At 62.3% G+C, this 24,091-nt stretch carries 22 protein-coding genes and 1 tRNA gene; 10 read left to right on the top strand and 13 right to left on the bottom strand.

The genetic code is table 11. The annotated features are described in order from the left end of the window. Window positions 1–7: 7 nt before the first annotated feature. The 6 genes from P0Y65_09050 to P0Y65_09025 form a co-directional block, all read right to left on the bottom strand. Window positions 8–1,057, bottom strand: a complete 1,050-nt coding sequence (locus tag P0Y65_09050) for a cysteine synthase A (protein ID WEK06373.1) — start codon at window positions 1,055–1,057, stop codon at window positions 8–10. A 202-nt stretch (window positions 1,058–1,259) separates the two neighbouring features. Then, window positions 1,260–2,666 carry a deoxyribodipyrimidine photo-lyase gene (locus P0Y65_09045; GenBank protein WEK06372.1) on the bottom strand — a complete coding sequence of 469 codons (1,407 nt, stop codon included), beginning with the start codon at window positions 2,664–2,666 and terminating at the stop codon, window positions 1,260–1,262. A 47-nt stretch (window positions 2,667–2,713) separates the two neighbouring features. Then, the gene (locus P0Y65_09040) at window positions 2,714–3,172 is read right to left on the bottom strand and encodes an SRPBCC domain-containing protein (GenBank protein ID WEK06371.1); all 459 of its coding nucleotides are present in this window, start codon (window positions 3,170–3,172) and stop codon (window positions 2,714–2,716) included. Between the two features lie 89 nt (window positions 3,173–3,261). Further along, a tRNA-Asn gene (locus P0Y65_09035) sits at window positions 3,262–3,337 on the bottom strand. Between the two features lie 63 nt (window positions 3,338–3,400). After that, window positions 3,401–4,045, bottom strand: a complete 645-nt coding sequence (locus tag P0Y65_09030) for a molybdenum cofactor guanylyltransferase (protein ID WEK06370.1) — start codon at window positions 4,043–4,045, stop codon at window positions 3,401–3,403. Continuing rightward, window positions 4,042–5,229: a benzoate/H(+) symporter BenE family transporter gene (locus tag P0Y65_09025; protein ID WEK06768.1), complete on the bottom strand. Its 1,188-nt coding sequence runs from the start codon at window positions 5,227–5,229 to the stop codon at window positions 4,042–4,044. Before P0Y65_09025 ends, P0Y65_09030 begins: the two co-directional genes overlap by 4 nt. Before the next feature lie 171 nt (window positions 5,230–5,400). On the opposite strand from P0Y65_09025, the gene P0Y65_09020 reads away from it, so the two are divergent. The 7 genes from P0Y65_09020 to iolG all read left to right on the top strand — a co-directional run bounded on the left by P0Y65_09020 (window position 5,401) and on the right by iolG (window position 13,099). Beyond that, on the top strand, window positions 5,401–6,315 hold the full coding sequence (locus P0Y65_09020; GenBank protein ID WEK06369.1) for an ROK family protein: 915 nt from the start codon (window positions 5,401–5,403) through the stop codon (window positions 6,313–6,315). Then, a complete protein-coding gene (locus P0Y65_09015) occupies window positions 6,306–7,028 on the top strand; it encodes a copper homeostasis protein CutC (GenBank protein WEK06767.1) in 723 nt (240 codons plus the stop codon). Before P0Y65_09020 ends, P0Y65_09015 begins: the two co-directional genes overlap by 10 nt. Window positions 7,029–7,351: 323 nt before the next feature. Further along, window positions 7,352–8,179, top strand: coding sequence for a TIM barrel protein (locus P0Y65_09010; protein ID WEK06766.1), 828 nt, complete (start codon window positions 7,352–7,354; stop codon window positions 8,177–8,179). 80 nt (window positions 8,180–8,259) lie between these two features. Next, on the top strand, window positions 8,260–9,213 hold the full coding sequence (locus P0Y65_09005; GenBank protein ID WEK06368.1) for a sugar ABC transporter substrate-binding protein: 954 nt from the start codon (window positions 8,260–8,262) through the stop codon (window positions 9,211–9,213). A gap of 89 nt (window positions 9,214–9,302) precedes the next feature. Next, window positions 9,303–10,841: a sugar ABC transporter ATP-binding protein gene (locus P0Y65_09000; GenBank protein WEK06367.1), complete on the top strand. Its 1,539-nt coding sequence runs from the start codon at window positions 9,303–9,305 to the stop codon at window positions 10,839–10,841. 55 nt (window positions 10,842–10,896) lie between these two features. Further along, window positions 10,897–11,913 (top strand): ABC transporter permease, encoded by a 1,017-nt coding sequence (locus P0Y65_08995; protein WEK06366.1) that lies wholly within the window; start codon window positions 10,897–10,899, stop codon window positions 11,911–11,913. 148 nt (window positions 11,914–12,061) lie between these two features. Continuing rightward, complete coding sequence (gene iolG, locus P0Y65_08990; GenBank protein WEK06365.1) at window positions 12,062–13,099, top strand: inositol 2-dehydrogenase; 1,038 nt, start codon at window positions 12,062–12,064, stop codon at window positions 13,097–13,099. Window positions 13,100–13,168: 69 nt separating this feature from the next. On the opposite strand, the gene iolB is transcribed toward iolG, so the two are convergent. From iolB to P0Y65_08960, 6 genes are all read right to left on the bottom strand, one after another. Then, the gene (gene iolB, locus P0Y65_08985; protein ID WEK06364.1) at window positions 13,169–13,969 is read right to left on the bottom strand and encodes a 5-deoxy-glucuronate isomerase; all 801 of its coding nucleotides are present in this window, start codon (window positions 13,967–13,969) and stop codon (window positions 13,169–13,171) included. Then, window positions 13,914–14,162: a hypothetical protein gene (locus tag P0Y65_08980; GenBank protein ID WEK06363.1), complete on the bottom strand. Its 249-nt coding sequence runs from the start codon at window positions 14,160–14,162 to the stop codon at window positions 13,914–13,916. Before P0Y65_08980 ends, iolB begins: the two co-directional genes overlap by 56 nt. Window positions 14,163–14,201: 39 nt before the next feature. Beyond that, window positions 14,202–15,119: a myo-inosose-2 dehydratase gene (gene iolE / locus P0Y65_08975; GenBank protein ID WEK06362.1), complete on the bottom strand. Its 918-nt coding sequence runs from the start codon at window positions 15,117–15,119 to the stop codon at window positions 14,202–14,204. 151 nt (window positions 15,120–15,270) lie between these two features. Continuing rightward, entirely contained in the window at window positions 15,271–17,118 is a 1,848-nt protein-coding gene (gene iolD / locus P0Y65_08970; GenBank protein WEK06361.1) for a 3D-(3,5/4)-trihydroxycyclohexane-1,2-dione acylhydrolase (decyclizing), read from the bottom strand. Between the two features lie 145 nt (window positions 17,119–17,263). Next, the gene (gene iolC, locus P0Y65_08965; protein WEK06360.1) at window positions 17,264–19,189 is read right to left on the bottom strand and encodes a 5-dehydro-2-deoxygluconokinase; all 1,926 of its coding nucleotides are present in this window, start codon (window positions 19,187–19,189) and stop codon (window positions 17,264–17,266) included. A gap of 122 nt (window positions 19,190–19,311) precedes the next feature. Further along, a complete protein-coding gene (locus tag P0Y65_08960) occupies window positions 19,312–20,154 on the bottom strand; it encodes a MurR/RpiR family transcriptional regulator (GenBank protein ID WEK06359.1) in 843 nt (280 codons plus the stop codon). Between the two features lie 122 nt (window positions 20,155–20,276). Here P0Y65_08960 and P0Y65_08955 point away from each other — a divergent pair, with 122 nt between their 5' ends. The 3 genes from P0Y65_08955 (at window position 20,277) to P0Y65_08945 (ending at window position 23,263) form a co-directional block, all read left to right on the top strand. Continuing rightward, window positions 20,277–21,395 carry a Gfo/Idh/MocA family oxidoreductase gene (locus P0Y65_08955; protein ID WEK06358.1) on the top strand — a complete coding sequence of 373 codons (1,119 nt, stop codon included), beginning with the start codon at window positions 20,277–20,279 and terminating at the stop codon, window positions 21,393–21,395. A 12-nt stretch (window positions 21,396–21,407) separates the two neighbouring features. Beyond that, window positions 21,408–22,247, top strand: a complete 840-nt coding sequence (locus tag P0Y65_08950; GenBank protein WEK06357.1) for a sugar phosphate isomerase/epimerase — start codon at window positions 21,408–21,410, stop codon at window positions 22,245–22,247. A gap of 128 nt (window positions 22,248–22,375) precedes the next feature. After that, window positions 22,376–23,263 (top strand): hypothetical protein, encoded by an 888-nt coding sequence (locus P0Y65_08945; GenBank protein ID WEK06356.1) that lies wholly within the window; start codon window positions 22,376–22,378, stop codon window positions 23,261–23,263. 8 nt (window positions 23,264–23,271) lie between these two features. On the opposite strand, the gene P0Y65_08940 is transcribed toward P0Y65_08945, so the two are convergent. Continuing rightward, window positions 23,272–23,988, bottom strand: a complete 717-nt coding sequence (locus P0Y65_08940) for a Crp/Fnr family transcriptional regulator (protein WEK06355.1) — start codon at window positions 23,986–23,988, stop codon at window positions 23,272–23,274. Between the last annotated feature and the right edge of the window lie 103 nt (window positions 23,989–24,091).

The following is a 24,091-nucleotide window of genomic DNA, read 5'->3' as shown; positions in this document are numbered from 1 at the left end:
CGGTCGGTCAGACCGGCTCCGCCTCGATCACGCTTGAAATGTCGATCGGCGTCCGCTCTTCCATCCAATTGGGGACCGGCAGGCCCTGTTTGTGCAGGAATTCAGGGTTGAAGATCTTGCTGGCGTAGCGGTTGCCATAGTCGCAAAGCACGGTGACGATGGTCTTGCCCGGCCCGAGGTCGCGCGCCATGCGCACGGCGCCGGCGATGTTGATCGCGCTCGAACCGCCAAGGCACAGGCCCTCATGTTCCAGCAGGTCGAAAATATAGGGCAAGGCTTCGCTATCGGGGATCTGATAGGGATTGTCGATGGTGAGGCCTTCGAGATTGGCCGTGATCCGGCCCTGGCCGATGCCTTCGGTGATCGAATTGCCCGACGATTTCAGTTCGCCATTGGCATAGTAGTTGTAAAGCGCGGCCCCTTCCGGATCGGCGAGGCCGATCTTGATATCGGGATTGCGCGAGCGCAGCGCTTCGGCCACGCCCGCCAGCGTGCCACCCGAACCGACGGCGCAGATGAAGCCGTCAATGCGGCCCTTGGTCTGCTGCCAGATCTCGGGACCGGTGGTCTCGATATGCGCCCGCCTGTTGGAGACATTGTCGAACTGATTGGCCCAGATCGCGCCTTCGGGCAGTTCCCTGTTGAGCTTTTCCGCGAGGCGCCCGGAAATCTTGATGTAGTTGTTGGGGTTCTTGTAGGGCTTGGCCGGCACCTCGATCAGTTCAGCGCCGTAAAGACGCAGCGCATCCTTCTTCTCTTGGCTCTGCGTTTCGGGGATGACGATCACCGACTTGAAGCCGAGCGAATTGGCCACCAGGGTAAGGCCGATACCGGTATTGCCAGCCGTGCCCTCGACGATCGTGCCACCTGGTTTCAGCGCACCCGACTTGACCGCGTCATGGATGATGAACAGCGCAGCGCGATCCTTCACCGACTGGCCCGGATTGAGGAACTCGGCCTTGCCCCAGATATCGCAGCCCGTGAGCTGGGAAACGCGATTCAGGCGGATCAGCGGCGTATTGCCGATTGCGCCGATGAGGTCTTGATGCTTGGCCATGGCTCGATCTGTGAGTTTTTGTAAGGACTTATGTTAGGTACGCTGTACAGAGGCAACAAGGGCTAACTGGGGCAGGTGGTATGGTTTTGCTTTCAACTCATGACCCACGCAATTTAATGCTCCAGTCTGCGACGTGGCGCCAACAAACGCGGTGTCATCCCGGCCTTGAGCCGGGACCCATCCCAAGATGAATGGGCAGGGCTTACAGCCGCCCCGCTGCTTCCAGCGCCCGCACCCGGCTTTCCTTCAAATCGACGATCGGCGCAGGATAGGTCTTGCCGATCACCACGCCCGCCTTGTCCAGCACATCCTTGGGCGCGGCGCTTGGCTCATGGATCCACTTGTCCGGCAGGTCGGCCAGTTCGGGCACCCAGCGGCGCACATAGTCGCCCGTGCCATCAAAGCGTCCGCCTTGCGTTACCGGATTGAAGATGCGGAAATAGGGCGAGGCGTCGAGGCCGCTGCCCGCCACCCATTGCCAATTGCCTGGATTGCTCGCCACGTCGCCATCGACGAGGCAATCCCAGAACCATTGTTCGCCCTTGCGCCAGTCGATAAGCAGGTTCTTGGCCAGTAGCGATGCCACCAGCATGCGCACCCGGTTCTGCATATACCCGGTCGCCCATAGCTCGCGCATGCCGGCATCGACGATCGGCAGACCCGTCCGACCCTGCTGCCAGGCGTGCAGGTCCTTGTCAGACCGGCGCCAATCCATGGCGGCATATTTGGCCTGCATGGGGACAGTTGCGATATCGTCGCGATGATAGAGCTGATGATAGTTGAAATCACGCCAGGCCAGTTCGGACAGGAATTTGTCTACCGCTGCCTGTTTTGTGTGATCGCCATGGGCCACATGTTGCGCCGCATGCCAGACCTGGCGCGGACTGATCTCGCCGAAGCGTAGATGCGGCGACAACCGCGAGGTCACATCCTTGCGCGGGAAATCGCGGCCCTCGGCATAGTCGTCGAGATGATCGTCGAAAAAGTCACCCAGCGCCTTGGCGGCGCCGTCCTCACCGATCGTCCAGTGCTCGCCCAGCTTCTCGCTCCACTTGGGCTGATGATAGTCCTTGTCGACCCAGGCGAACCGGACAGCATCCTGGGCATCTGGCCGCCGCTGCGGGCTGGCGATTGGCATGTCGCGCAGATTTTTCCAGAAGGGCGTGAACACCGAATAGGGCTTGCCCTGGCCGGTGGCGATGTCCCAGGGCTCTATCAACACATTGCCGGGGCAGGAGGCTGCCGAAAAGCCGCGCTCGCGCAACTCGGCCTTGATCGCCGCATCGGCCTCGCGCTCGGCTTTGCCATAGCGCCGGTTCCAGACGACACTTTCGGCGCCCAGCTCCCGGGCCACATGCGGCACGACCTGCAGCGCATCGCCCGAGCGCACGATGAGACTGACACCGCGCTCGGCCAGCGCCTCGCCCAGCAAGTTGAGGCTGGCATTGAGCCACCAGCGGGCGGCTGCGCCTGGCGGCCGCACACCTGGTGTCGTTTCGTGGATGTAAAGCGCCGCGACGGCGCTGCCCCCAACACTGGCTGCGCGAAGCGCCGGATTGTCGGCAATCCGCAAATCGTTCCGCAGCCAGACGATATTCGTCGTACCCATAGTCCAATCTCCAGACGTCATACGTCTGAAAGCCGGAAATGGTTCAATTATTCCAGCACTTCAGCCAGTTGCTCGAGCGCGGCGCTCCAGGCTTCCATCGAAAAGATGCGGGTCTGCGCATCGGCATGGGCCAGGCCCCGCTCGACGATGGTCACCTTGGTCTGATCACTTCCCAGCGCCAGGAAACTGACGTCGAGGACGAAAATCAATTCCTCCTCATCCTCGCCTTCTCCATCCTTGTGCACCCAGCTCATCACCAGCTTCTGGTCTTCGACAAACTGCAGGATTTCTCCGCTTACGGTATGATCGTCCGGATCTTCGTCATCGCCGAATGTGGTGAAGGTATATTCGCCGCCCTCGAAGGCATCAAGTTCGGCCTCGTCGGCCTGCCACTGCTCGATCAGCGCCGGATCGGTCCAGGCCGAAAACACGTCGCTCACATTGGCGTCGATGGTGCGTGAAAGGGTGATCTGGCTTTCGCCGTCGATATCCATGCCGTTGCTCATGCCGGATCCTCACGAGGGTAGGGGTGTGCCAATATACGCCATCGCGCCCTAACGGGCGTAGCGCAAAAATCGTTTCAATTTCAGGGAAATGGCTCCGCGAGCTGGACTCGAACCAGCGACCATTCGATTAACAGTCGAACGCTCTACCAACTGAGCTATCGCGGAACATCGATGCCTTCTTGCGAAAGCGAGGTCCGTTTAGCCGATGAATTTTGCTTTGCCAAGCCCTCAATCATCGCGCTTGTGAATAAGTGGTGACAGCGTCGCCTTTTTCATTCGCCTGCCAAGGGTGACGAGGTCGTCCAATGTGTTGAGATTGACGAAGGGATTTTCCGCCGCTCGCGTCTGCCAGTCGACCTCGACGGCACCCAGGTCGCGCAGCAGCGCCTTGAGGCTTGGCGGCGCCCGATCGTCCCGTACCCGGCCCGGCAGGTCCTGCAGCGCTGACAGCTGCCACAGGGCATTGGGTGGATAGAATTGATCGTCCCAGGCCGCATAGGCTGCCGGCGCATCGCCGATATGGTGGCGCAAAACGATGCTGAAGTCGGATGGCAGGAAGGGCGTATCGACGGCCGAGGACAGCAGCTGTCCCTGTGTAATGCCGTTGCGCGTCAGCCAGTCCACTGCAGCCGCTAGCCCCGCCAGAGGGCCGCCGACAGGAGAATCAAGATCGGTGACCGTTGCAGCCCGCTGCAGGGTGTTGCGCCCGTCATCCACCGGCCCCACGGCCACCAGCAAGGTTTCGAGACCGTTCAAGGCCGCCGCAACCCGATCGATCAGCCTGATTCCGCCGATGCGAATCTGCGCCTTGCGCACGCTGCCGAGCCGTTCACCCTTGCCGCCGGCAATGATGACCCCATGTGGCAGGCTCAATTTTCGGCCCTGATGCCGAATCTGAGCAGCAACAGCATGCCGATGCCGGCCACCAGTCCCCAGAAGGGCGCCCCCACGCCGACAATGGTGATTCCCGATGCCGTGGTGACAAAGGTCAAAACCGCCGGCAGCCGCGTCTCCTCTGCTGCCAACGCACCCGACAGCGCAGCGGCGAGAGACGACAACAGTGCGAGGCCGGCCACCGCCTGAATCAGCAACGGCGGCGAGGCGGCGATGAAGGCGGCGGCGAGGCTCGCGCCCGGTGCGATCAGCAGGTAGACCACGCCCGCCGAAACCGGCGCCACCCAGCGCTTGTTGCGATCCGGATGCGCCTCCGGTCCCGCGCAGATCGCTGCGGTGATGGCGGCGAGATTGCCGGTGTGTCCGCCAAAGAAGGCTGTGGCTGCGCTGGCTATGCCGGTGAAGACGAACAGCGGCGCCGGCTGGAGGGTAAAACCATTGGCTTGCATGACGGCCAGACCCGGCAGGTTCTGCGAGGCCATGGTGACCACATAGAGCGGCAGGCCGATGCGGATGATGGCGTCCCAGGTAAAGACCGGCATCACCGGCACAAAGGCCGGCCAGCTGCCATCGAGCGCATGCGCGGGGAGATGGGTTGAAAAAGCCAGCATAATGCCCGTCACCACCACGGCGATCGGCACCGCATAGCGCCGGGCAAAGCGCATGCCCACCACCCAGGCCAGCAGAATCGGCAGTGCCAGCGCCGGCATTTCCGCAACGGCGGTGATCGGCGCGAGACAGAGCGTGAGCAACATGCCCGCCAGCATGGCATTGGCAATCGGCGCGGGAATCGCGGCGACGGCGCGGGCCAGCGGCTTGATCAGGCCCGTGAGCACGATCAGCCCCGCAGCCACGAGGAAGGCACCGGCCACGGCTGGAAAACCGCCCACGGGTTCGCCGACGGTGAGCAGGAAGGCGACGCCCGGCGTCGACCAGGCAAAGCTCACCGGCACCTTGAGGCGCGAACTCACCACGATGTTGAGAATGCCGATGGCAATGCACACCGTCATCAGGCCAGAACCGGCCTGTTGCGGCGAGGCACCGGCACCGGTCAGTGCTGCCAGCACCAGCGTGAAGGTGCTGGCATAGCCGACCACGGCCGCCAGCGCCCCCGCCATGATCGGCTGCACGAATTCGCGCCGGCTACCGCCGGCCATGGTCATCTCGCTCACACACATACCCCCTAGTCGCGACGGCAAGCTAAGCGGCGCAGCGGCATGCGGGAAGCGCAAAAGCGCGCAGATTGACAGTGCGGCACCGACGCGGGCATGAATTTGAACCCTTGATACCGCTCGGCTGAGCCCGGCCGGCTCTTCTTCAGCTAGAACATCTTCATGATCACCTGTTTCGACATCGGCGGCTCCGCCATCAAGGCCGCGACTGCCAGCGGCCCGGAAACCCTGACGTCCATCGGCCGCGTGCCCACCCCGCTCCAGGATTTTTCCGCGCTGGCCGAAGCCATTGCCGCGCTGGTCGAACGGGGCGGCGCGCCCGCGGGTTCGCCCGTCGCCATATCCGTCACCGGCGTGGTCGATCCGGCCACCGGCATTGCTACCGTCGCCAATATTCCCTCCATCCATAACCGCAATCTGGCTGGCGACCTCAGTGACCATCTCGGCTGCCCTGTCCTCGTCGCCAATGACGCCGATTGCTTCGTGCTGGCCGAGGCCCATGCCGGAGCGGGCAGGGGCCATCGCGTGGTCTTCGGCGCGATCCTGGGCACTGGCGTCGGTGGCGCCATGGTGGTCGACGGCAAGCTGCATCAGGGCGCCGGTGGCTGGTCGGGCGAATGGGGACACGGCACCATCACCGCTACTAAAGTTTCCGTCCCACCCTACGACCTGCCGCATTTTTCTTGCGGCTGTGGCCGCATGGGATGCCTCGATACGGTCGGTGGCGCCCGCGGCATCGAAAAACTGCACCGACACCTGCATGGAGCCGACCTCGCCAGTACCGCCATCATCGACAACTGGACCTTTGGCGACGCCGCGGCGGCGCACACGGTGGATCTCTACGTGGAACTCGTCGCCCAGCCGCTGTCGCTGGTCGCCAATATCGTCGGACCCGACATCATCCCGGTCGGCGGTGGCCTGGGCAACAGCGCGCCGCTGATCGCAAGGCTCGATACGGCCGTGCGCAGCCAGATCCTGCGCAAGACGAACCAGCCGCTGGTGGTCCCCGCCCAACTCACCGTCGACGCGGGCCTCATCGGTGCGGCCAATCTCGGTTTTTCGGAAGGCTGGTCCTGATGCTGCTCGAAATCTGCGTCGACGACGCCAAAGGCTTTGCCGCGGCCATTGACGGTGGCGCCGACCGTATCGAACTCTGTTCGGCCCTCGAACTCGGCGGCTTGACCCCCACGCCAGGTCTCATCGCGCTGGCTGCCAAGGCAAAAGTCCCCACCCGCGCCATGGTTCGTCCGCGGCCCGGCGACTTCGTCTTCGACGCCCATGATCTCGACGCCATGCTCGGCGATATAGCGGCTATTCGCGCCGCAGGCCTTGAAGGCGTCGTCCTTGGCGCCAGCCTTCCGGACGGCCGATTGGATACCGATATGTTACGCGTGCTGGTCGCGGCCTCCACCGGCCTCAAGCGCACACTGCACCGCGCCTTTGACCTCGTCCCCGATTTTGCCGAGGCCGTCGAACAGGCCGCGGAACTTGGCTTCGACACCATTCTCACCTCAGGCGGCGCCCTGACCGCGGCGGAGGGCGTGGACAATCTGGCGCTGGCGCATCAGGCAGCCGCCGGTCGCATCACCATTCTGGCCGGCTCCGGAGTGAATGCACAGACCGCGCCTACCATCCTCGCCCGTGTACCGCTCACGGCCCTGCACGGCTCCGGCTCGGCTCCCGCCGCGCCGGCCAGCGCCCCCGCGACGCGACTGGGCTTTGTCAGCCTCAATCGCAAAGCGACCAGTGTCGACAATGTCCGCGCGCTCAAGGCCCTGATGCGGGACTAGATCCGAGCACAGCTCGCCGACTTTGCCCAACTGGTCAATTTCGACTCTTCGACGGCATCCAGCATGCAGTGATCAGGCATGAGCCGAGATGCGCCAAACCGCCCAGAGCCTTGTGGTCTTGCGGGTCCGGCGATTCGTATCAGACGTTTTCTGTTTCGAACGGGGAATATCTGGTCGCCGATTTGCCCTGGATTCCGGCACATCTGCTCCAATTTTGGAATGAACATTCCGCATTGACAGGAATGCAGAACCTGTGTTTCATTTGACATAGCAAATAATCAGACCGCCTCACGGCACAAGTCTGGCGCTCACGGGAGGGTGCGATTTTGTCGCTCGAATTTGCGGTCAATCACATGACGGCGCCCCAGCTTTCGCTGGCCGATTTCTTTGTCCTTGCCAGCAAAATCAATGCTCCGCGCGTCGAAATCCGCAATGATATCAGCGGGCAAGCCATACTCGATGGCACGCCTGCTGCGGAGGTCAAGCGCCTCGCCGCCGCGCATGGCGTAACCATCATCACCATCAACGCCCTGCAAAAGTTCAACCTCTGGTCAGAGGCACGCGCCGCCGAGGCCGAGGCACTGGCCCGCTACTGCGCCGAGAGTGGTGCCGAAGCCCTGGTGCTCGTGGCAGACAATTCCGGCCAGGCCATCGACGGCGCCACGCGCATCGCCCATGCCACCGAAGCGCTGAAGGGTCTTGCCCCCATCCTGCGCCGCCACGGCATCATCGGCCTCGTCGAATGCCTGGGCTTCGAAACTTGCACCCTACGGTCAAAGAAGGAAGCCGTCGCCGCGATCGACGCCGCCGACGGCCGTGACGTCTTCCGCCTGACCCACGATACCTTCCATCATCATCTGGCCGGCGAAGCCGATATTTTCCCCGAATTGACCGGCCTCATCCACATTTCCGGCGTGGACGATCCCTTGATCGCGGTGCGCGACATGCGCGACAGCCATCGCCTGCTGGTCGGCCCGAAGGATCGCCTCGACAATATTGGCCAGATCGCAGCCCTGCGCCGCGGTGGCTATACCGGCCCGCTGTCCTTCGAGCCCTTTGCCGAGGAACTGCGACAGTTGCCCGATCCGGCTGCGGCGCTGGAGGCGTCCATGCAATTCATAACCGAAGCGCTCAGGGCCCAGGCGGCCTGAGCAAAAGAATTCCCGCAAAAGGGAAATTCCGGAAAAACGGGGTGCTAACCGGACGCCCGCTCTGTGGAGGAGAAACCGAAATGAACAAGATCGCGCTGGCCGCTTTGGCCACCACCATGCTTTCGACCGGCTTTGCCGGCGCTGCCCATGCCGAAACCATCGGCGTATCCATGGCTGCCTTTGACGACAATTTCCTCACCGTGCTGCGCAATGGCATGGGCGACTATGCTGCTACGCTCGATGGCGTCGAGCTGCAGGTGGAAGACGCCCAGAACGACGTTTCCAAGCAGATGAGCCAGATCCAGAATTTCATCGCTTCGGGCGTCGATGCCATCGTCGTCAATGCGGTGGATACCGATGCGACAGCCCCCATGTCCCAGCTTGCCGCCGATGCCGGCATTCCGCTGGTCTACGTCAATCGCCAGCCGGTCAACCTCGACTCTCTGCCGGAAAAGCAGGCTTTCGTTGCATCCAACGAAGTGGACTCCGGCACTCTCGAGACCAAGGAAGTCTGCCGCCTGCTGACCGAAGCCGGCAAGACCGAAGCCAATATCGTCGTGCTGATGGGCGAATTGTCCAACCAGGCAGCCCGCCAGCGCACCCAGGACGTGCATGACGTGATCGCCACGCCCGAATGCTCCTTCATCAAGATCGTCGAAGAGCAGACGGGGAACTGGTCCCGCCAGCAGGGCGCCGACCTCGTGACCAACTGGCTCTCGGCAGGCCTCGCCTTTGACGCCGTCGTTGCAAACAATGACGAAATGGCCATCGGTGCCATCCAGGCCCTCAAGTCTTCCGGGATGGCGATGGACCAGGTCATTGTCGCCGGTGTCGATGCCACTGCCGACGCGCTGGCAGCCATGGAGGCCGGCGACCTCGATGTCACCGTGTTCCAGAACGCTGCCGGTCAGGGGCAGGGCGCGCTCGACGCCGCTCTTGCGCTTTCGCGTGGCGAGACCGTCGAACGCGAAGTCTGGGTTCCCTTCGAACTGGTGACCCCGGCCAACCTTGCCGACTACCAGGGCAGCAACTAGGCCCTTTGCACTTCGGATGACTCTTGGATGCGCCGCTCATTCGGCGCATCCTCCCTCGATGACGCCCGGAAAGGGCAGGGAGGCTGGCCATGGTAAGCCCGCAGACAATGCGTGCGGTCCGCGAAAGCGGCGCCGTGCCCAACGCGCCCTATCTTCTTGAAATCAGCAACGCCCGCAAGGAATTTCCCGGCGTGGTTGCCCTGGACGACGTCTCGCTCCAGCTCAAGCGCGGCACCGTGCACGCGCTGATGGGCGAGAATGGCGCCGGCAAGTCGACGCTGATGAAGATCATTGCCGGCATCTATACGCCTGATAGCGGCACGGTGACGCTGCGCGGCCAGGACATCCGGCTGAAGTCGCCGCTCGACGCGCTCGAAAACGGCATTGCCATGATCCATCAGGAACTCAACCTGATGCCCTGGATGACCGTTGCCGAAAACATCTGGATTCGTCGCGAGCCGCTTAACCGCCTGGGCTTCGTCAATCATGGCCAGCTCAACCGGCAGACCGAAGAACTTTTCCAGAAGCTCAATATCGACATCGATCCCGAAGTGCAGGTTTCGACGCTTTCCGTCGCCAGCCGGCAGATGGTCGAGATTGCCAAAGCGGTGTCCTATGAGAGCGATGTGCTCATCATGGACGAGCCGACCTCCGCCCTCACCGAAACCGAAGTCGCCCATCTCTTCCGCATCATCCGTGACCTGCGCGCCCAGGGCAAAGGCATTGTCTACATCACGCACAAGATGAGCGAGCTGTTCGACATCGCCGACGAAGTCTCTGTCTTTCGCGACGGCCGCTATATCGGCACCCATGCTTCGACCGACGTGACCCGCGACGAGATCATCCGCATGATGGTCGGGCGCGAAATCACCCAGATGTTCCCCAAGGAAGACGTGCCGATCGGCGATGTTGTCCTGTCGGTCAAGGACCTCACCCTCAACGGCGTCTTCTCCGACATTTCCTTCGACGTCCGCGCCGGCGAAATTCTCGGCATCGCCGGCCTCGTCGGCTCCGGTCGTTCCAATGTCGCCGAAACCCTTTTTGGCGTCACGCCGGCATCCTCCGGCAGCATAACTCTCTTCGGCAAGCAACTCGCCGTCACCAATCCACAGGTGGCGATCAGCAACGGCATGGCCTTTCTTACTGAAGACCGGAAGGACACAGGCTGCTTCCTTTCGCTGGATATCCAGGAAAACATGCAGATGGCCGTGTTCAAGGGCGGCAACCTGCGCTCGGGCTTCGTTCGCCAGGGTGCGCTCGACAACGCCTGCGAGGAAATGGCTTCCAAGTTGCGCGTCAAGACGCCGAACCTGTCAGAGCGGGTGGAGAACCTCTCGGGCGGCAACCAGCAGAAGGTTCTCATCGGCCGCTGGCTGCTGACCAATCCGAAGGTGCTCATTCTCGACGAGCCGACCCGCGGCATCGACGTGGGCGCCAAGGCGGAAATCCACAAGCTGGTGACCCAGCTCGCCCGACAGGGCGTGGCGGTGATCATGATTTCCTCGGAACTGCCCGAAGTACTCGGGATGAGCGACCGCATCATGGTCATGCACCACGGCCGCGCCACCGGTTTCCTCGATCGCGCCGAGGCCGATCAGGTCAAGATCATGGACCTGGCCGCGCGATGATCAGGACCAGACAGACAGCAAGCCCATTCTATTCCGTCGCGGGGAGGACCCAGACATGACAACCACTTCCGATAGCCTCGCACCCCCGCGTGTGCGCCGGCGTAAACTGCCGACCGAACTGTCCATCCTGCTGGTGCTTGCCGGTATCGCCCTGACCTTTGAGGCGTTGGGCTGGATCTTCGTCGGCCAGTCCTTCCTGATGAACCAGCAGCGTCTGACCATCATGATCCTGCAGGTGTCGGTTGTCGGCATCATCGCTGTTGGCGTGACCCAGGTCATCATCACCGGCGGCATCGACCTAAGCTCGGGCTCGGTGGTTGGCATGACCGCCATGATCGCCGCCAGCTTTGCGCAGAGCGCCGACTGGGCCCGCCCGGTGTATCCTGCTCTCGTCGGCCTGCCGGTCATCATCCCGATCGTTATCGGCCTTGCCATCGGCATTCTCGCCGGCATCGTCAACGGTTCGCTGATTTCCTATACCAAAATTCCCCCCTTCATCGCCACGCTTGGCATGATGGTCTCGGCCCGCGGCGTCGCCAAATGGTACACCAAAGGCCAGCCGGTTTCCGGCCTGACCCCGGACTTCACTGTCATCGGCTATTCCATCTGGCCCGTAGTGATTTTCCTCGGCGTCGCGCTGATCTTCCACATCGCCCTGCGCTACACCCGCTACGGCAAGTTTACCTATGCCATCGGCGCCAACGCGCAGGCAGCCCGCGTTTCGGGCATCAACATCGAAAAGCACCTGATCAAGGTCTATGCCATCGCCGGCATGCTGGCGGGTCTCGCCGGTCTCGTCACCGCGGCCCGCGCCCAGACCGCCCAGGCCGGCATGGGTGTGATGTATGAACTCGACGCCATCGCCGCAGCGGTCATCGGCGGTACTTCGCTCTCGGGTGGCAAGGGGCGCATTACCGGCACAGTCATCGGCACGGTGATCCTGGGCACCATGACCTCGGGCTTCACCTTCCTGCGCATCGATGCCTACTATCAGGAAATCATCAAAGGCATGATCATTGTCGCCGCCGTGGTGGCCGACCAGTATCGCCAGAACAAGCGCAAGAAGGTCTGATTCTGCCAACGCCTCCACACACGCGATGTCACCCCGGCCTCGAGCCGGGGCCCATCCTGAAATCTCGAGATGGATCCCGGCTCAAGGCCGGGATGACATTGTGGGTGCGAAATTATCCTGCCAAAGGGCAAAAATATCGGAGACTAAAATGACTGTTCGTTTCGGCCTGCTCGGCGCCGGCCGCATCGGCAAGGTGCATGCAAAGGCCATCACTTCCAGTGCCAAGGCCCAACTCGTTGCCGTGGCCGATGCTTTCGAGAAAGCAGCCACTGATCTCGCCACTCAATATGGTGCCGAAGTGCGGACCATCGACGCCATCCTCAAGGCCACTGACATCGACGCCGTGGTCATCTGCACGCCCACCGACACCCATGCCGACCTGATCGAGCAGTTTTCCAAGGCCGGCAAGGCAATCTTTTGCGAAAAGCCGATCGATCTCGACGTCGAGCGCGTAAAAGCCTGCCTCAAGGTCGTCGATGCCGAAGGCGCGACGCTCATGGTCGGCTTCAACCGCCGCTTCGATCCCCATTTCATGGCCGTGCACGATGTGATCGCCAGGGGTGAGATCGGCACCGTGGAAATGGTCACCATCGTCTCGCGCGATCCTGGCGCCCCGCCGGTCGACTATATCAAGCGCTCGGGCGGCATTTTCCGCGACATGACCATCCACGATTTCGACATGGCCCGGTTCCTCCTCGGCGAGGAAATCGAAACCGTCTCTGCCCAGGCCTCGGTCCTCGTCGACAAGGCCATCGGCGAAGCGGGCGACTATGACTCGGTGTCCGTCATGCTCTCCACCGCCTCGGGCAAGCATGCCACCATCTCCAACTCGCGCCGCGCCACCTATGGCTACGACCAACGTATTGAAGTGCATGGCAGCAAGGGCGCCGTCTCGGCCGAAAACCAGCGCCCGGTTTCCATCGAAGTTGCCAATGCCACCGGCTACACCCGCCCGCCGCTGCACGACTTTTTCATGACCCGCTACACCGAGGCCTATGCCCACGAAATCAGTGCCTTCATCGATTCTGTTGAATCGAAATCTCCGGCATCGCCCAGCGGCCTCGACGGCCTCATCGCCCTTGCGCTGGCCGATGCCGCGCTGAAGTCGGTCAAGGAGGGAAGGGCGGTCAAGGTCAGCGAAGTCACCGGCGCATTGGCCGACAAGACCGTGTTCCAGGGTCGCTGACCGTTTGCAGCCGACCAAACGAAAAGGGCGCCCTGGAGCGCCCTTTTTGCTGTTCCAATTTCCAGCCGGCTATTTCAACAGCCACTCATGCTCGGCTGCGTTGTGGAATTTCCACACGCGCTTGGGGCCGGCCATGACGTTGAGATAATAGAGGTCATAGCCTGCCGTCGTCGCCACCGGGTGATAGCCCCTGGGCACCAGCGTCACGTCGCCATCCTCCACCGCCATGGCTTCGTCCAGGGACCGGTCGTCGGTATAGACGCGCTGGAAGGCAAAGCCCTGCGGCGGGTTCAGGCGGTGGTAGTAGGTCTCCTCGAGAAAGCTCTCGTTGGGCAGGTTGTCCTGATCATGCTTGTGCGGCGGATAGGACGACGTATTGCCCTGCGGGGTGATCACTTCCACCACCAGCAGCGAATGCGCCGCGCCGTCATCCTCGGGCATGATATTGTAGACATGGCGCACATTGGCGCCCTTGCCGCGCGACAGGCGCGGATGCGTCCCGGGCGCAATTACATGCGGCTTGTAGTCGCCGCCACCCGGCGCCGCGCAGACCGCCAGTTCCAGCGCCGTGGTCGCATCGGCCGCCCATTCGCTGCCTTTGGGGACGTAGACCGCATACGGCGCGCCCTCGAACGGGCTCATGCGCTCGCCGATCTCGCCAAAATCGTGGCCGTCGACGGAAATCCGCGCCTTGCCGCTTACCAGCACCAGGCACAGTTCCTGGCTTCCCGCCTCTCCGCCCGCGACTTCACCGAGAGCCAGCCTGTGCAGCGCAAAGCCGACATGTTTCCAACCCGCAGAGGCGGGCGTCACATCATGGACGAGGCCCGTCTTGCTCGTCGGTTTCACCAACAGGGGGGATTTGCTCATTCACCGGCTCCTCTTTGGGGAAGGCATAGAAGAAATTATAGAGCGAATAGGCCAGCGCCGCGCCAACCAGCACTCCCCAGAACGCTTCCTGGTTCCACCACTCCCAGGCGCACCAGACGGCGAGAAACACGGTGACGGCAACGCGCCGCCACAGGGGCTTGAACCAGGTCACGTCATTGGGCTTGAGGGCCACGCTTTATCCTCCAGATGAATGTGGCCCTTCTAGCAAATATCAGGCGTTGGGAAAGCCCTGCGTCTCGACCGTATATCCGGCCGCCGTCATCACCCGCATCAGCTCCTTGTGTCCCACCTGCGCCATCCTGAGCGGCGGATTGGCAACCGGGTCCTGCTCTGCCTCGACGACGAACCAGCCCTCATACCCATGATCGGCCAGTTTCTGCACGATCGCGCGGAAATCCAGCGAGCCATCGCCCGGCACGGTAAAGGCGCCCAGCGCCACCGCGTCGAGGAAGCTCTGCCGGCTCCGGTCCAGTCCGTCGACCACCGATCGGCGAATATCCTTCACATGCACATGGTTGATCCGGGCATGGTGATTGTCGATGGCCCGCAACACATCGCCACCGGCAAAAGCCAGGTGACCCGCATCGAGCAGCAGCGGAATGCCTTGGCCGGAGTGGCGCATGAAGGCGTCCAGCTCCGCCTCGGTCTCGACCACCGCCGCCATGTGATGGTGATAGGAGAGGGGCATCCCCTGGTCCGCGCACCACTCGCCAAACTCGGTGACTTTGCGAGCGTAGGCCTTCATCTCGTCATCTGCGAGCTTGGGCTTCTGTGCCAGCGGCACCTCGCGTCTGCCCTGCACCGAGCGGCCGACCTCGCCATAGACGATGCAGGGCGCATTGACCGCCTTGAACAGCTCGATCATGGGCGCGATGCGGTCCTTGTTGACCGACAGTTCCTCGTCGACCAGCGTCCCCGAGAACCAGCCGCCACACAGCGTCACGTCGGCGGCTTTCAAAATCGGCAGCATCACCGCTGGATCATCGGGAAAGCGCCGGCCCTTTTCCATGCCGGTAAAGCCCGCCGAGCGCGACTGCCGCAGACATTCCTCCAGGGATACGTCGTCGCTGAGTTCAACCAGATCGTCGTTCCACCACGCAATCGGCGACATGCCAAGTTTGGCTTTCACGTCTTTTCTCCATCCTGCCACGCCCTCGTGGTTCGAGGGTCGCTGCGCTCCCGCCTCACCATGAGGGCTGTTGGAACACCGTTATCTCAGTAGCCCTCATGGTGAGGTGCTTTGCGCAGCAAAGCCTCGAACCACGGGGGGCGTGGCTGGGTCACCCCGCCCGCTGCGCCTTGAGTGCCGTCACATAGGCCTCGCGCGCGGCATTGACCTGTGGCCGATCGCTCACCTCCGGCACAGCCACATCCCACCAATGGCCACCGGCATCGGTGGTCACAAGCGGATCCGTGTCGATGACGATCACCGTCGTCCGCTCGCTGGCCTCGGTTTCCTGCAATGCGGTTTCCAGCTCCGCCAGCGAACTCACCTTGCGCGCATCGGCACCCATGGCGCCGGCATGCGCAGCAAAATCGATGCCGGGCAGGGTGACGTGATGGGTGTCCTTGAGCAGATTGTTGAAGTTCGCCCCGCCGGTCGCCATCTGCAGCCGGTTGATGCAGCCGTAGCCGGCATTGTCGAGCAGCACGATGGTGAGCTTGGCGCCCAGCATCACCGCACTGGCGATCTCTGAATTGAGCATCATATAGCTGCCGTCACCGACCATGACGATGACGTCCTGCTCCGGCCGCGCCAGCTTGACGCCCAGCCCGCCGGCGATCTCGTAGCCCATGGTCGAAAAGCCATATTCCATGTGGTAGCTGCCCGGGCCACGCGCCTTCCAGAGCTTGTGCAATTCGCCCGGCAAGCCGCCCGCGGCGCAGACCACGGTCGCCTCCGGTCGCGCTCGCTGCACTGCGCCGATCACCTGCGCATCGGACGGCAGTTCGGCATTGCTGGCGGCGGCCGCTTCGCTCGCGGCAACCTGCCAGTCGTCCTTGCCGCCCTTGGCCTTGTCGGTCCATTCGCCGTCGGCCTGCCAGCCGGCCAGCGCTGCGTTCAATGCCTCGAGGCCAACGCGTGCATCGGCCACCAGCGGCAGCGCACGATGCTTCTGCGCGTCATAGACCTGCACATTGAGCCCGATGATCTGCAAGTCCTCGTTCTTGAACAGGGCCCACGAACCGGTGGTGAAATCCTGCAGGCGCGTACCCACGGCCAGAACTACATCGGCCTCTTCGGCCAGTTGGTTTGACGCCGACGTACCGGTAACGCCAACCGAACCCATGTTCAGCGGATGATCGTCGGGCAGGGCGGACTTGCCGGCCTGCGTCTCCAGCACCGGCACGCCATAGCGCTCGGCGAAGGTCGCCAGCGCCCGCGAGGCGCCCGAATAGAGCACACCGCCGCCAGCGATGATCACCGGCTTCTTGGCGCCGATCAGCGCCGCTGCCGCCTGGGTGAATTCCTCTGCATCCGGCATCACCCGGCGGATATGCCAGACCTTCTCCTCGAAAAAGCTCTCGGGATAGTCATAAGCTTCCGCCTGCACATCCTGGCACAGTGACAGCGTCACCGGGCCGCATTCGGCCGGATCGGTCAGCACGGCCATGGCGCGGCGCAAGGCAGGAATGATCTGCTCGGGGCGCGTGATGCGATCAAAATAGCGGCTGACCGGCTTGAAACAGTCGTTGACCGTCGCCGTGCCGTCGCCAAAATCTTCCATCTGCTGCAATACCGGGTCGGGCAGGCGATTGGCAAACACATCACCGGGCAGCAGCAGCACCGGAAGACGATTGACATGCGCCATCGCCGCCGCGGTGACCATGTTGAGCGCGCCGGGACCAATGGACGTCGTACAAGCCATGAAGCGGCGCCGAAAACTGGCTTTCGCAAACGCCACTGCCGCACTGGCCATGCCCTGTTCGTTTTGCGCGCGATAGGTCGGCAGCACATCCTTGATGCCATGCAGCGCCTCGCCGACACCGGCCACATTGCCATGGCCGAAAATGGCAAACACGCCACCGAAGATCGGCACGATCTCGTCGTCGATCTCGGTCTTCTGCATGGTCAGGAATTTTGCAACGGCCTGGGCCATCGTCAGGCGGATCGTCTTCTGGCTCATGGCCTATTCCTCCTACCGACCTCGTGGTTCGAGGCTCGCAAGCGCTCGCCCTCACCATCAGGTCTCAAATCAATCTGTGCCACAGTAACGCTCATGGTGAGGTGCTTTGCAAAGCGAAGCCTCGAACCACGAGGGTGTGGATCAACTACGCGGCCTTGCTGTCGCCCAACCGTTCCCAGACGTCCACCAGCGCGCCAAACTTGCGCGCCATCTCGTCCACGGCCGCTTCGTCGCTCACCGTGCCGGCAAGCCAGCCCTTGGCTGCTTCGGCAAAGATGGTGCGGCCCACGGCAAAGCCCTTGACCGTGCGCGAGCTGCGGGCGGCAGTGAAGCCGGCTTCCAGCACATCATGCGGTGCCTCGAGGCCGAGAAGAACGACGCCGCGGCAATAGGGGTCGCGCGTTTCAATCACCTGGTCGATGGCGGCCCAGGCCGCCACATCGGCCTGCGGCTCCAGCTTCCACCAGTCTGGCCTGAGGCCTGCGTCATATAGCTCGGTCAGCGCCCGTGCGATCGTGTCGGATTTGAGCGCGCCATGCTTGCTGGCGATGATCTCGATCAGGATATCCCGACCCACCTTGCGGGCGGCGTCATGGGCCGACTGCAGCTTGTCGATCTGCGCCTGCTTGAGTTCCTTGGGATCATCCGGGTGGAAGAAACACAACACCTTGATGGCATGCTCCACCGGCCAGTCGGTGATACGGCTGCCCACGTCCTGCGTGAATTCGAAGCGCAATGGCCTTGAGCCGGGCTGCTCGATCGGCCGAGCCACCCAGAAGCCTTCCGCTTCGGCAGCAAACAGCGCCTTGCGGCCGTGCTTGTCGTCCAGCAGCATGCCAAAGCCCGGTCGCCCGTTGGCAACACGCGCCGCAGCCTGCACGGCCAACACCTTGAAGGCGGCAATGCCTTCCTCGCTGGCGCCCGGCATCTCCTCGATCTGGCTGCGATGGTCGATGGCCAGCGCCATCAGCTGTGGCCATTCCCGGCGTCGGGTCGTCGCGACGTGAATGTGGTTGAGGTCGTCGTCATTGCGCAGGGCGCGCTTGCGGCTGCCCTTGGTCAGGAAGTGATTGAGTTCGTCCCAGCTTGGATATTCCGGTGCACAAAGGAGGCGCGATACAGCAAAGGCACCGCAGGCATTGGCCCAGGTGGCGCTCACCGCATGCGGCTCGCCCTTGAGCCAGCCGCGCAGCCAACCGCTCATGAAGGCGTCGCCGGCCCCCAGCACATTATAGACTTCGATGGGAAAGCCCTTGCCGACGATCCCGTCTTCGAGATTGTCCGGAATGATGCCGTCATAGACGATACAGCCCATGGGCCCGCGCTTCAGGACAATCGTGGCGGAGGACAGGCCGCGGATCGTCCTGAGCGCGGAAAGCAGGTCGGCCTCGCCAGAGGCGATGAGCACCTCTTCCTCGGTGCCGACAATCAGGTCGCAATCGGGCAGGACAGATTTGTACTTTTCCGACACGTGGTCGGACGCGACGTAGCGTGAAAAGCCCTCTTCATGCCCGGCGAGGCCCCAGAGATTAGGGCGGTAGTCGATATCGAACGCCACCTTGCCGCCATGGGCTTTCGCCAGGCAGATGGCCTTTTTCTGCGCTGCTTCGGCGTGCGGGCGGGAGAAATGCGTACCCGTAACCACAATCGAACGAGACGAGGCTATCAGCGCCTCGTCCACATTGCTCTCGTCCAGCGCCATGTCAGCGCAATCGCTGCGGTAAAAGATCATCGGCGACACGCCTTCGGCCTCGACCGACAGCAGCACCAGCGCGGTGAGGCGATCCTTGTCCGTGGCGATGCCGGCAGTCTCCACACCTTCACGCGCGAGCTGTTCGCGGATGAAACGGCCCATCTGCTCATTGCCGACGCGGGTGATCAGCGCCGACTTGAGGCCCAGTCGCGCCGTGCCGACCGAGATATTGGTAGGGCAGCCACCGACCGACTTGGCAAAGCTGCCGATGTCTTCCAGCCGTGTGCCGATCTGCTGGCCGTAGAGGTCCACCGAGGCACGGCCAATGGTGATGACGTCGAGTGTCTTCGTCCCGTCAACGGGCTGCGGATTGCTCACGCTGTCTCTCCCATGCGGCCTTCGGCCCGTATGCAGTCATCCAGCTGGGCTGGTTACAATCATGAAACATGGGTTCCGGCAATTCGTCAATATGGAATGTTCATTCCAGAGGCAGAATTGCCTTAGGGGCGTCGTCGTTTTTCTGCAATCGATACGGTTAATGCCATGGCGAAGGCCATGCTGGCCGAGAGCGAGCGGAAGCCGGCATGGTCGGCTTCAACCACTTCGAACCATTCCTTGGAACATTCCGCCAGCGGGGAAAACGCCGAATCGGTCAGCGACACGACGGGGATGCCGCGCTGTGCCATCGTCCGCGCCTGGGCCGCGCTTTCCGAGGCATAGGGAGAAAAGCTGATGGCGAAGGCGGCATCGCGCGGCGTGGCCATGGCCAGCATGTCGTCATCGATGCCGGCCGAGGTCCCCACCAACTGGCAGCGCACCTTCAGCTTGCCGAAGGCATAGGCCATGTAGCTGCTGATCGGATAGGAACGGCGCTTGGCGATCAGATAGATCGTCTCGGCCTTGGCCAGGAGGGTCACGGCACGTTCGAAGGCATCCGGCTCCACGGCCGCCGCAATTGCATCCACCGAGCGATGGGCTGCCGCTACGAAACCGTTGAATATGGTCGTGCTTTCCGCCAGCGCCGCGCCATCCTGTTCCAGCGTCCGCAACCGCTCTTCATAGGACGAAGTCCGCTCGCGCAGCCGGGCGCGGAACAGCAACTGCAGCCCCGAAAAGCCGTCGAAACCGAAGTGCTGGGCGAAGCGAACAAGGGTAGATGGCTGCACGTCAGCCGATATGGCAATGCTCGCTGCCGTGCCAAAGGCGATCTCGTCGGGATTATCCAGCGCATAGGCCGCGACCTGGGTCAGCCGCTTCGGCAACTCGCCCTTTCGCTCGAGAATAGCCGCGCGCAGTGAGTCGAAATCCTGTGGCGGCTGAACTTTTGCTGTGGCTTCTGACATGGTCGATCCCGTGCTTTTGCGCCCATAATCCCCAATATCAGCCATCAATCAAGTGTTGATAGAAAGCCTATTCCGAAAACGGAATGAATGAACTATTCATTTCGGCAAGAGTGGAGGATGGAATGAAATCGACAATCGGCGTTGGCCTGATCGGCACCGGCTACATGGGCAAGTGCCATGCCTTGGCGTGGAATGGCGTGAAAGCCGTGTTCGGCGATGGACCAAAACCCGTGCTGGCGCATCTGGCCGAGGTCAATGCGGATATTGCCCGCAAGAAGGCCGATGAATTCGGCTTCGAAAAGTCCACCGGCGACTGGCGCGAACTGATCGCAGATCCGGCCGTGCATGTCGTTTCCGTCACCACGCCCAATGCCTTTCACGCCGAAATGGCCATCGCTGCACTGCAAGCTGGCAAGCATGTCTGGTGCGAAAAGCCCATGGCCGTGGCGCTGGCCGATGCCGAGCGCATGGCCGCTGCGGCAAAACAGGCGGGCAGGGTGGCGGTGCTCGGCTACAATTACATCCAGAATCCGCTCATCCGCCAGATCGGTCAGATCCTGGCCGATGGCACGATCGGCACGGTGAACCACGTCCGCCTGGAAATGGACGAGGATTTCATGGCTGATCCCGAGGCGCTGTTCTACTGGAAGAGCGAAGCCAGCTCCGGCTATGGCGCACTTGACGATTTCGGCGTGCATCCGCTCAGCCTGCTGCAGGTGCTGTTCGGGCGGCCGACCAAGGTCTTTGCCCACCTGACCAAGCCCTATGCGACGCGTCCGACCAAGGACGGCACGCCGCGCGCGGTGGAAACCTTTGATATCGCCAGCGTGCTGTTCGAGTTGGGCGACAGCATTTCCGGCGTCATGGCGCTCGATCGCTCCGCCTGGGGCCGTAAGGGCCGCATTGCGCTGCAGATCTTCGGCAGCAAGGGCACGCTGGTCTTCGATCAGGAGCGCTTCAACGAGCTCCAGCTCTATGTCACCTCCGACAAGCCGACCGAACAGGGCTTCCGCACCATTCTCTCTGCCCCCCAGCATGCACCCTATGACCGCTTCATCCCCGCGCCTGGCCATGGCCTCGGCTTCAATGACCTCAAGATCATCGAATGCCACGAGCTGCTGAAACGCATCGCTGGCGAGGACGCTCGCGTCATCGACTTCGATACTGGCCTCGGCATCGAACGCGTGGTTCACGCCATGGCACAAAGCCATTATGAGCAGCGCTGGGTCGACATCGCCTGAGGACTGCCGAACATGCAAAAACTACTCGTCCTGCAATCGCTCTGGGCCATGCAGAACCTGCGCAACGTCGAGGGTGAGCGCAGCTTCGAGGACAATGTCGCCACCATCAAACAGGCCGGTTTCGACGGCATCAGCACCATGTGGGACAGCCAATCCATCGCCCGCCAGGCCGGCACACTGGCAAAGGCCGAGAATCTGGTGGTGGAGGGCACCTGCCTTCCCACCCACATTGAACAGGTCGGCGACTATCTCGATTGGGGCCGCACCTACGGCCTGCACCACCTCAATCTCCAGCTCAACATGCGCCCGCGCACGCTGGCGGAGGCTCTGGCCATCCTCGATCGCCTCACCGAGCTCACGGCCCAGGCCGATTTCCCGGTCTATGTCGAAACCCATCGCGGGCGGCTGACCAATGACCTGCTGTTCATGCTCGATATTCTCGCCGAACGGCCGGACCTCAAACTCCTCGGCGATCTCTCGCACTATGTCGTCGCTCGAGAGATCGAACTGCCGGTCTCGGCAGAAACCGACCAGCAGATATCAAGCATTCTTGACCATTGCTGGGCCTTCCACGGCCGTGTCGCCGGTGCCGGACAGGTCCAGCTGCCGCTGAGCTTTCCCCAGCACCAGTGCTATCTCGACCTCTTCACCACCTGGTGGCAGCGCGGCTTTGCCAGCTGGCGCCAGCGGGCAGGGGATAATGATACCCTCACCTTCGTCACCGAACTGGGCCCGCAACCCTACTACGCCATTGCTGGCGCCGATGGCCGCGACCTGAGCGATCGCTGGGAGGAAGCCCTGCTGTTGCGCCAAACTGTTCTTGATCTTTGGTTTGTTGATCATCGACAGTAGTTTACCTAGTTAACCGAAATAGTAATCGGCAGGTGGATAAACCTGATCTGTTATCGAAACACGCCTTGACCCGCGCCCGATGTTAACCGCCAATAAGCTGTGATCGACTTGTTTTGGATCCTGCGTATATGGCCGTTGTTCGCAATCAAGCCGTCGAGTTGCTTCGTATCGCATCGGCCTTCGGCATCGTCTGGTTTCACGGCGGCGCCACCGGCAGCGAATATGCCGGCGGTGGTCTCATCGTCTTCGTCATCCTCAGCACGCTTTTTGTTTCTGGCCGCGACGGGCCGTCCCCAAAAGCGTTGACGCTGTTGCGGTTTCTCATCCCCTGGGCGATCTGGATGGCGATCTACGGCTTGCTCAACCTGGTGCGCGGCATTCCCATCGTGCCTCTCGATAACGGCCTCATTCCCGGCGTGCTCATGGGCTCCAGCATCCATCTCTGGTTCCTGCCCTTCATCACCGCCATCATCGCCATCATAGTCCTCGCCAAACGCGCCATGCCCGCCTTGGTGCTCGGCGCGGTGGCTACCGCCTGCCTGGCGATCGTCATGATTACCTTCCCCTGGTGGTATCCCTGGTCCTGGACCGCCGGCGTGCCCTTCACCCAATATGTCCACGTGCTGCCAGCCGTTCTGGCCGGCACCATCCTGGGCGCCATACGCTTTCCCGATCGAAACCGACTCTGGGGCCTCGCCATTGTGATCACCGTTGCCCTTATCGCGCTATTGCCCGCCAAAGGCGCGATTTCCTATGGCATCGGCATGATCGCTGTCGCCATTGCCATGATGCCACTGGCCCGCCAATGGGCTTCACGCTGGGATGTTACGCCGATTTCCCGTGCCATGTTTGGCGTCTATCTGGTGCATCCGCTGGCACTCTATCCGACATGGCGGTTCATCGGCGCCGGCTATGGCGTGCTGGCAGTCACCGCCGCATTCCTGCTGTCGCTCTGCGCAGTGTTGCTGACCAGACGCGTGTCGCCGCAGGTCTCGTCCGTACTCTTCGCTTACTGACGGGCGCCTTAGATCCACACCGTCGAGCGCTTCGCATCGGCGGGCGATCCGGCAAATCCGGTCAGCCCCGCATGGTCATGCACCGTGAACACGCCCTTCTGTAGAGAGGCATAACCCCGCTCGCGCAGGATGCGCAGCGCGCGATTGGCATGCACCACGCTCATGCCCGTCGCGTCGCCCAAGTCCTGCTGTGTCAGCGGCAACACAAAGCTGTCCCCGATCTCCGGATCGCTCAGTCGCACGCGATGCACGATGGTGAGAAGGAATGCAGCCATCCGCTTGACGCTGGGGACGCGTCCCACCAGCGTCAGCTGATGCATCAGGCGCACGCGTTCTTCCTGCGACCACATGAACAGCATTCCGGCCATACGGGGATGCTTGCGGAAGATCTCGGAAAATGCCTCGAGAGGCAGCACATCGACGACGCAGTCGGTCAGCGCAGATATCGTCTCTGCCGCTACCTCGCGGGCCATGCTGGGCATGCCCACAAGATCGCCGGGCAGATGGATCTTGGTAATCTGCCGGTCGCCCTCGGGCGTTGTGATGCTGCAGGACAGCCAGCCCGAGCGCAAGCGATAGACGTCAGGTGTCGATTGCCCCTCGTGATTGAGGAATTGCCCTTTTGCGCAAACCCGCTGGGGTCCGCTGATAAGTTCAAAACTGCGTAGATCTGCCGCCTCATAAGACTGAAAGCTGGCAAACCGAGCATACTTGGCAATGGACACGATGAAACAACGACGCTCCTGTATGCCGTCATGCAGCAGTCGCGCCAATCCGTGTCATTTACATAAGTTAAGTCCCGCTCGGGATGAGGATTTATGCCCGGTT

Origin of the sequence: Candidatus Devosia phytovorans, assembly GCA_029202405.1 — a bacterium.
GTDB lineage: Bacteria > Pseudomonadota > Alphaproteobacteria > Rhizobiales > Devosiaceae > Devosia > Devosia phytovorans.
This window is presented reverse-complemented; position numbering and strand designations above follow the sequence as displayed.

Excerpts from the sequence above, each read along its gene's own strand:
- P0Y65_09050 (WEK06373.1), bottom strand. The coding sequence starts at position 1,057 with ATGGCCAAGCATCAAGACCTCATCGGCGCAATCGGCAATACGCCGCTG.
- P0Y65_09045 (WEK06372.1), bottom strand. The coding sequence starts at position 2,666 with ATGGGTACGACGAATATCGTCTGGCTGCGGAACGATTTGCGGATTGCC.
- P0Y65_09040 (WEK06371.1), bottom strand. The coding sequence starts at position 3,172 with ATGAGCAACGGCATGGATATCGACGGCGAAAGCCAGATCACCCTTTCA.
- P0Y65_09025 (WEK06768.1), bottom strand. The coding sequence starts at position 5,229 with ATGACCATGGCCGGCGGTAGCCGGCGCGAATTCGTGCAGCCGATCATG.
- P0Y65_09020 (WEK06369.1), top strand. The coding sequence starts at position 5,401 with ATGATCACCTGTTTCGACATCGGCGGCTCCGCCATCAAGGCCGCGACT.
- P0Y65_09005 (WEK06368.1), top strand. The coding sequence starts at position 8,260 with ATGAACAAGATCGCGCTGGCCGCTTTGGCCACCACCATGCTTTCGACC.
- P0Y65_09000 (WEK06367.1), top strand. The coding sequence starts at position 9,303 with ATGGTAAGCCCGCAGACAATGCGTGCGGTCCGCGAAAGCGGCGCCGTG.
- P0Y65_08995 (WEK06366.1), top strand. The coding sequence starts at position 10,897 with ATGACAACCACTTCCGATAGCCTCGCACCCCCGCGTGTGCGCCGGCGT.
- iolG (WEK06365.1), top strand. The coding sequence starts at position 12,062 with ATGACTGTTCGTTTCGGCCTGCTCGGCGCCGGCCGCATCGGCAAGGTG.
- iolB (WEK06364.1), bottom strand. The coding sequence starts at position 13,969 with ATGAGCAAATCCCCCCTGTTGGTGAAACCGACGAGCAAGACGGGCCTC.
- iolD (WEK06361.1), bottom strand. The coding sequence starts at position 17,118 with ATGAGCCAGAAGACGATCCGCCTGACGATGGCCCAGGCCGTTGCAAAA.
- P0Y65_08960 (WEK06359.1), bottom strand. The coding sequence starts at position 20,154 with ATGTCAGAAGCCACAGCAAAAGTTCAGCCGCCACAGGATTTCGACTCA.
- P0Y65_08955 (WEK06358.1), top strand. The coding sequence starts at position 20,277 with ATGAAATCGACAATCGGCGTTGGCCTGATCGGCACCGGCTACATGGGC.
- P0Y65_08950 (WEK06357.1), top strand. The coding sequence starts at position 21,408 with ATGCAAAAACTACTCGTCCTGCAATCGCTCTGGGCCATGCAGAACCTG.
- P0Y65_08945 (WEK06356.1), top strand. The coding sequence starts at position 22,376 with ATGGCCGTTGTTCGCAATCAAGCCGTCGAGTTGCTTCGTATCGCATCG.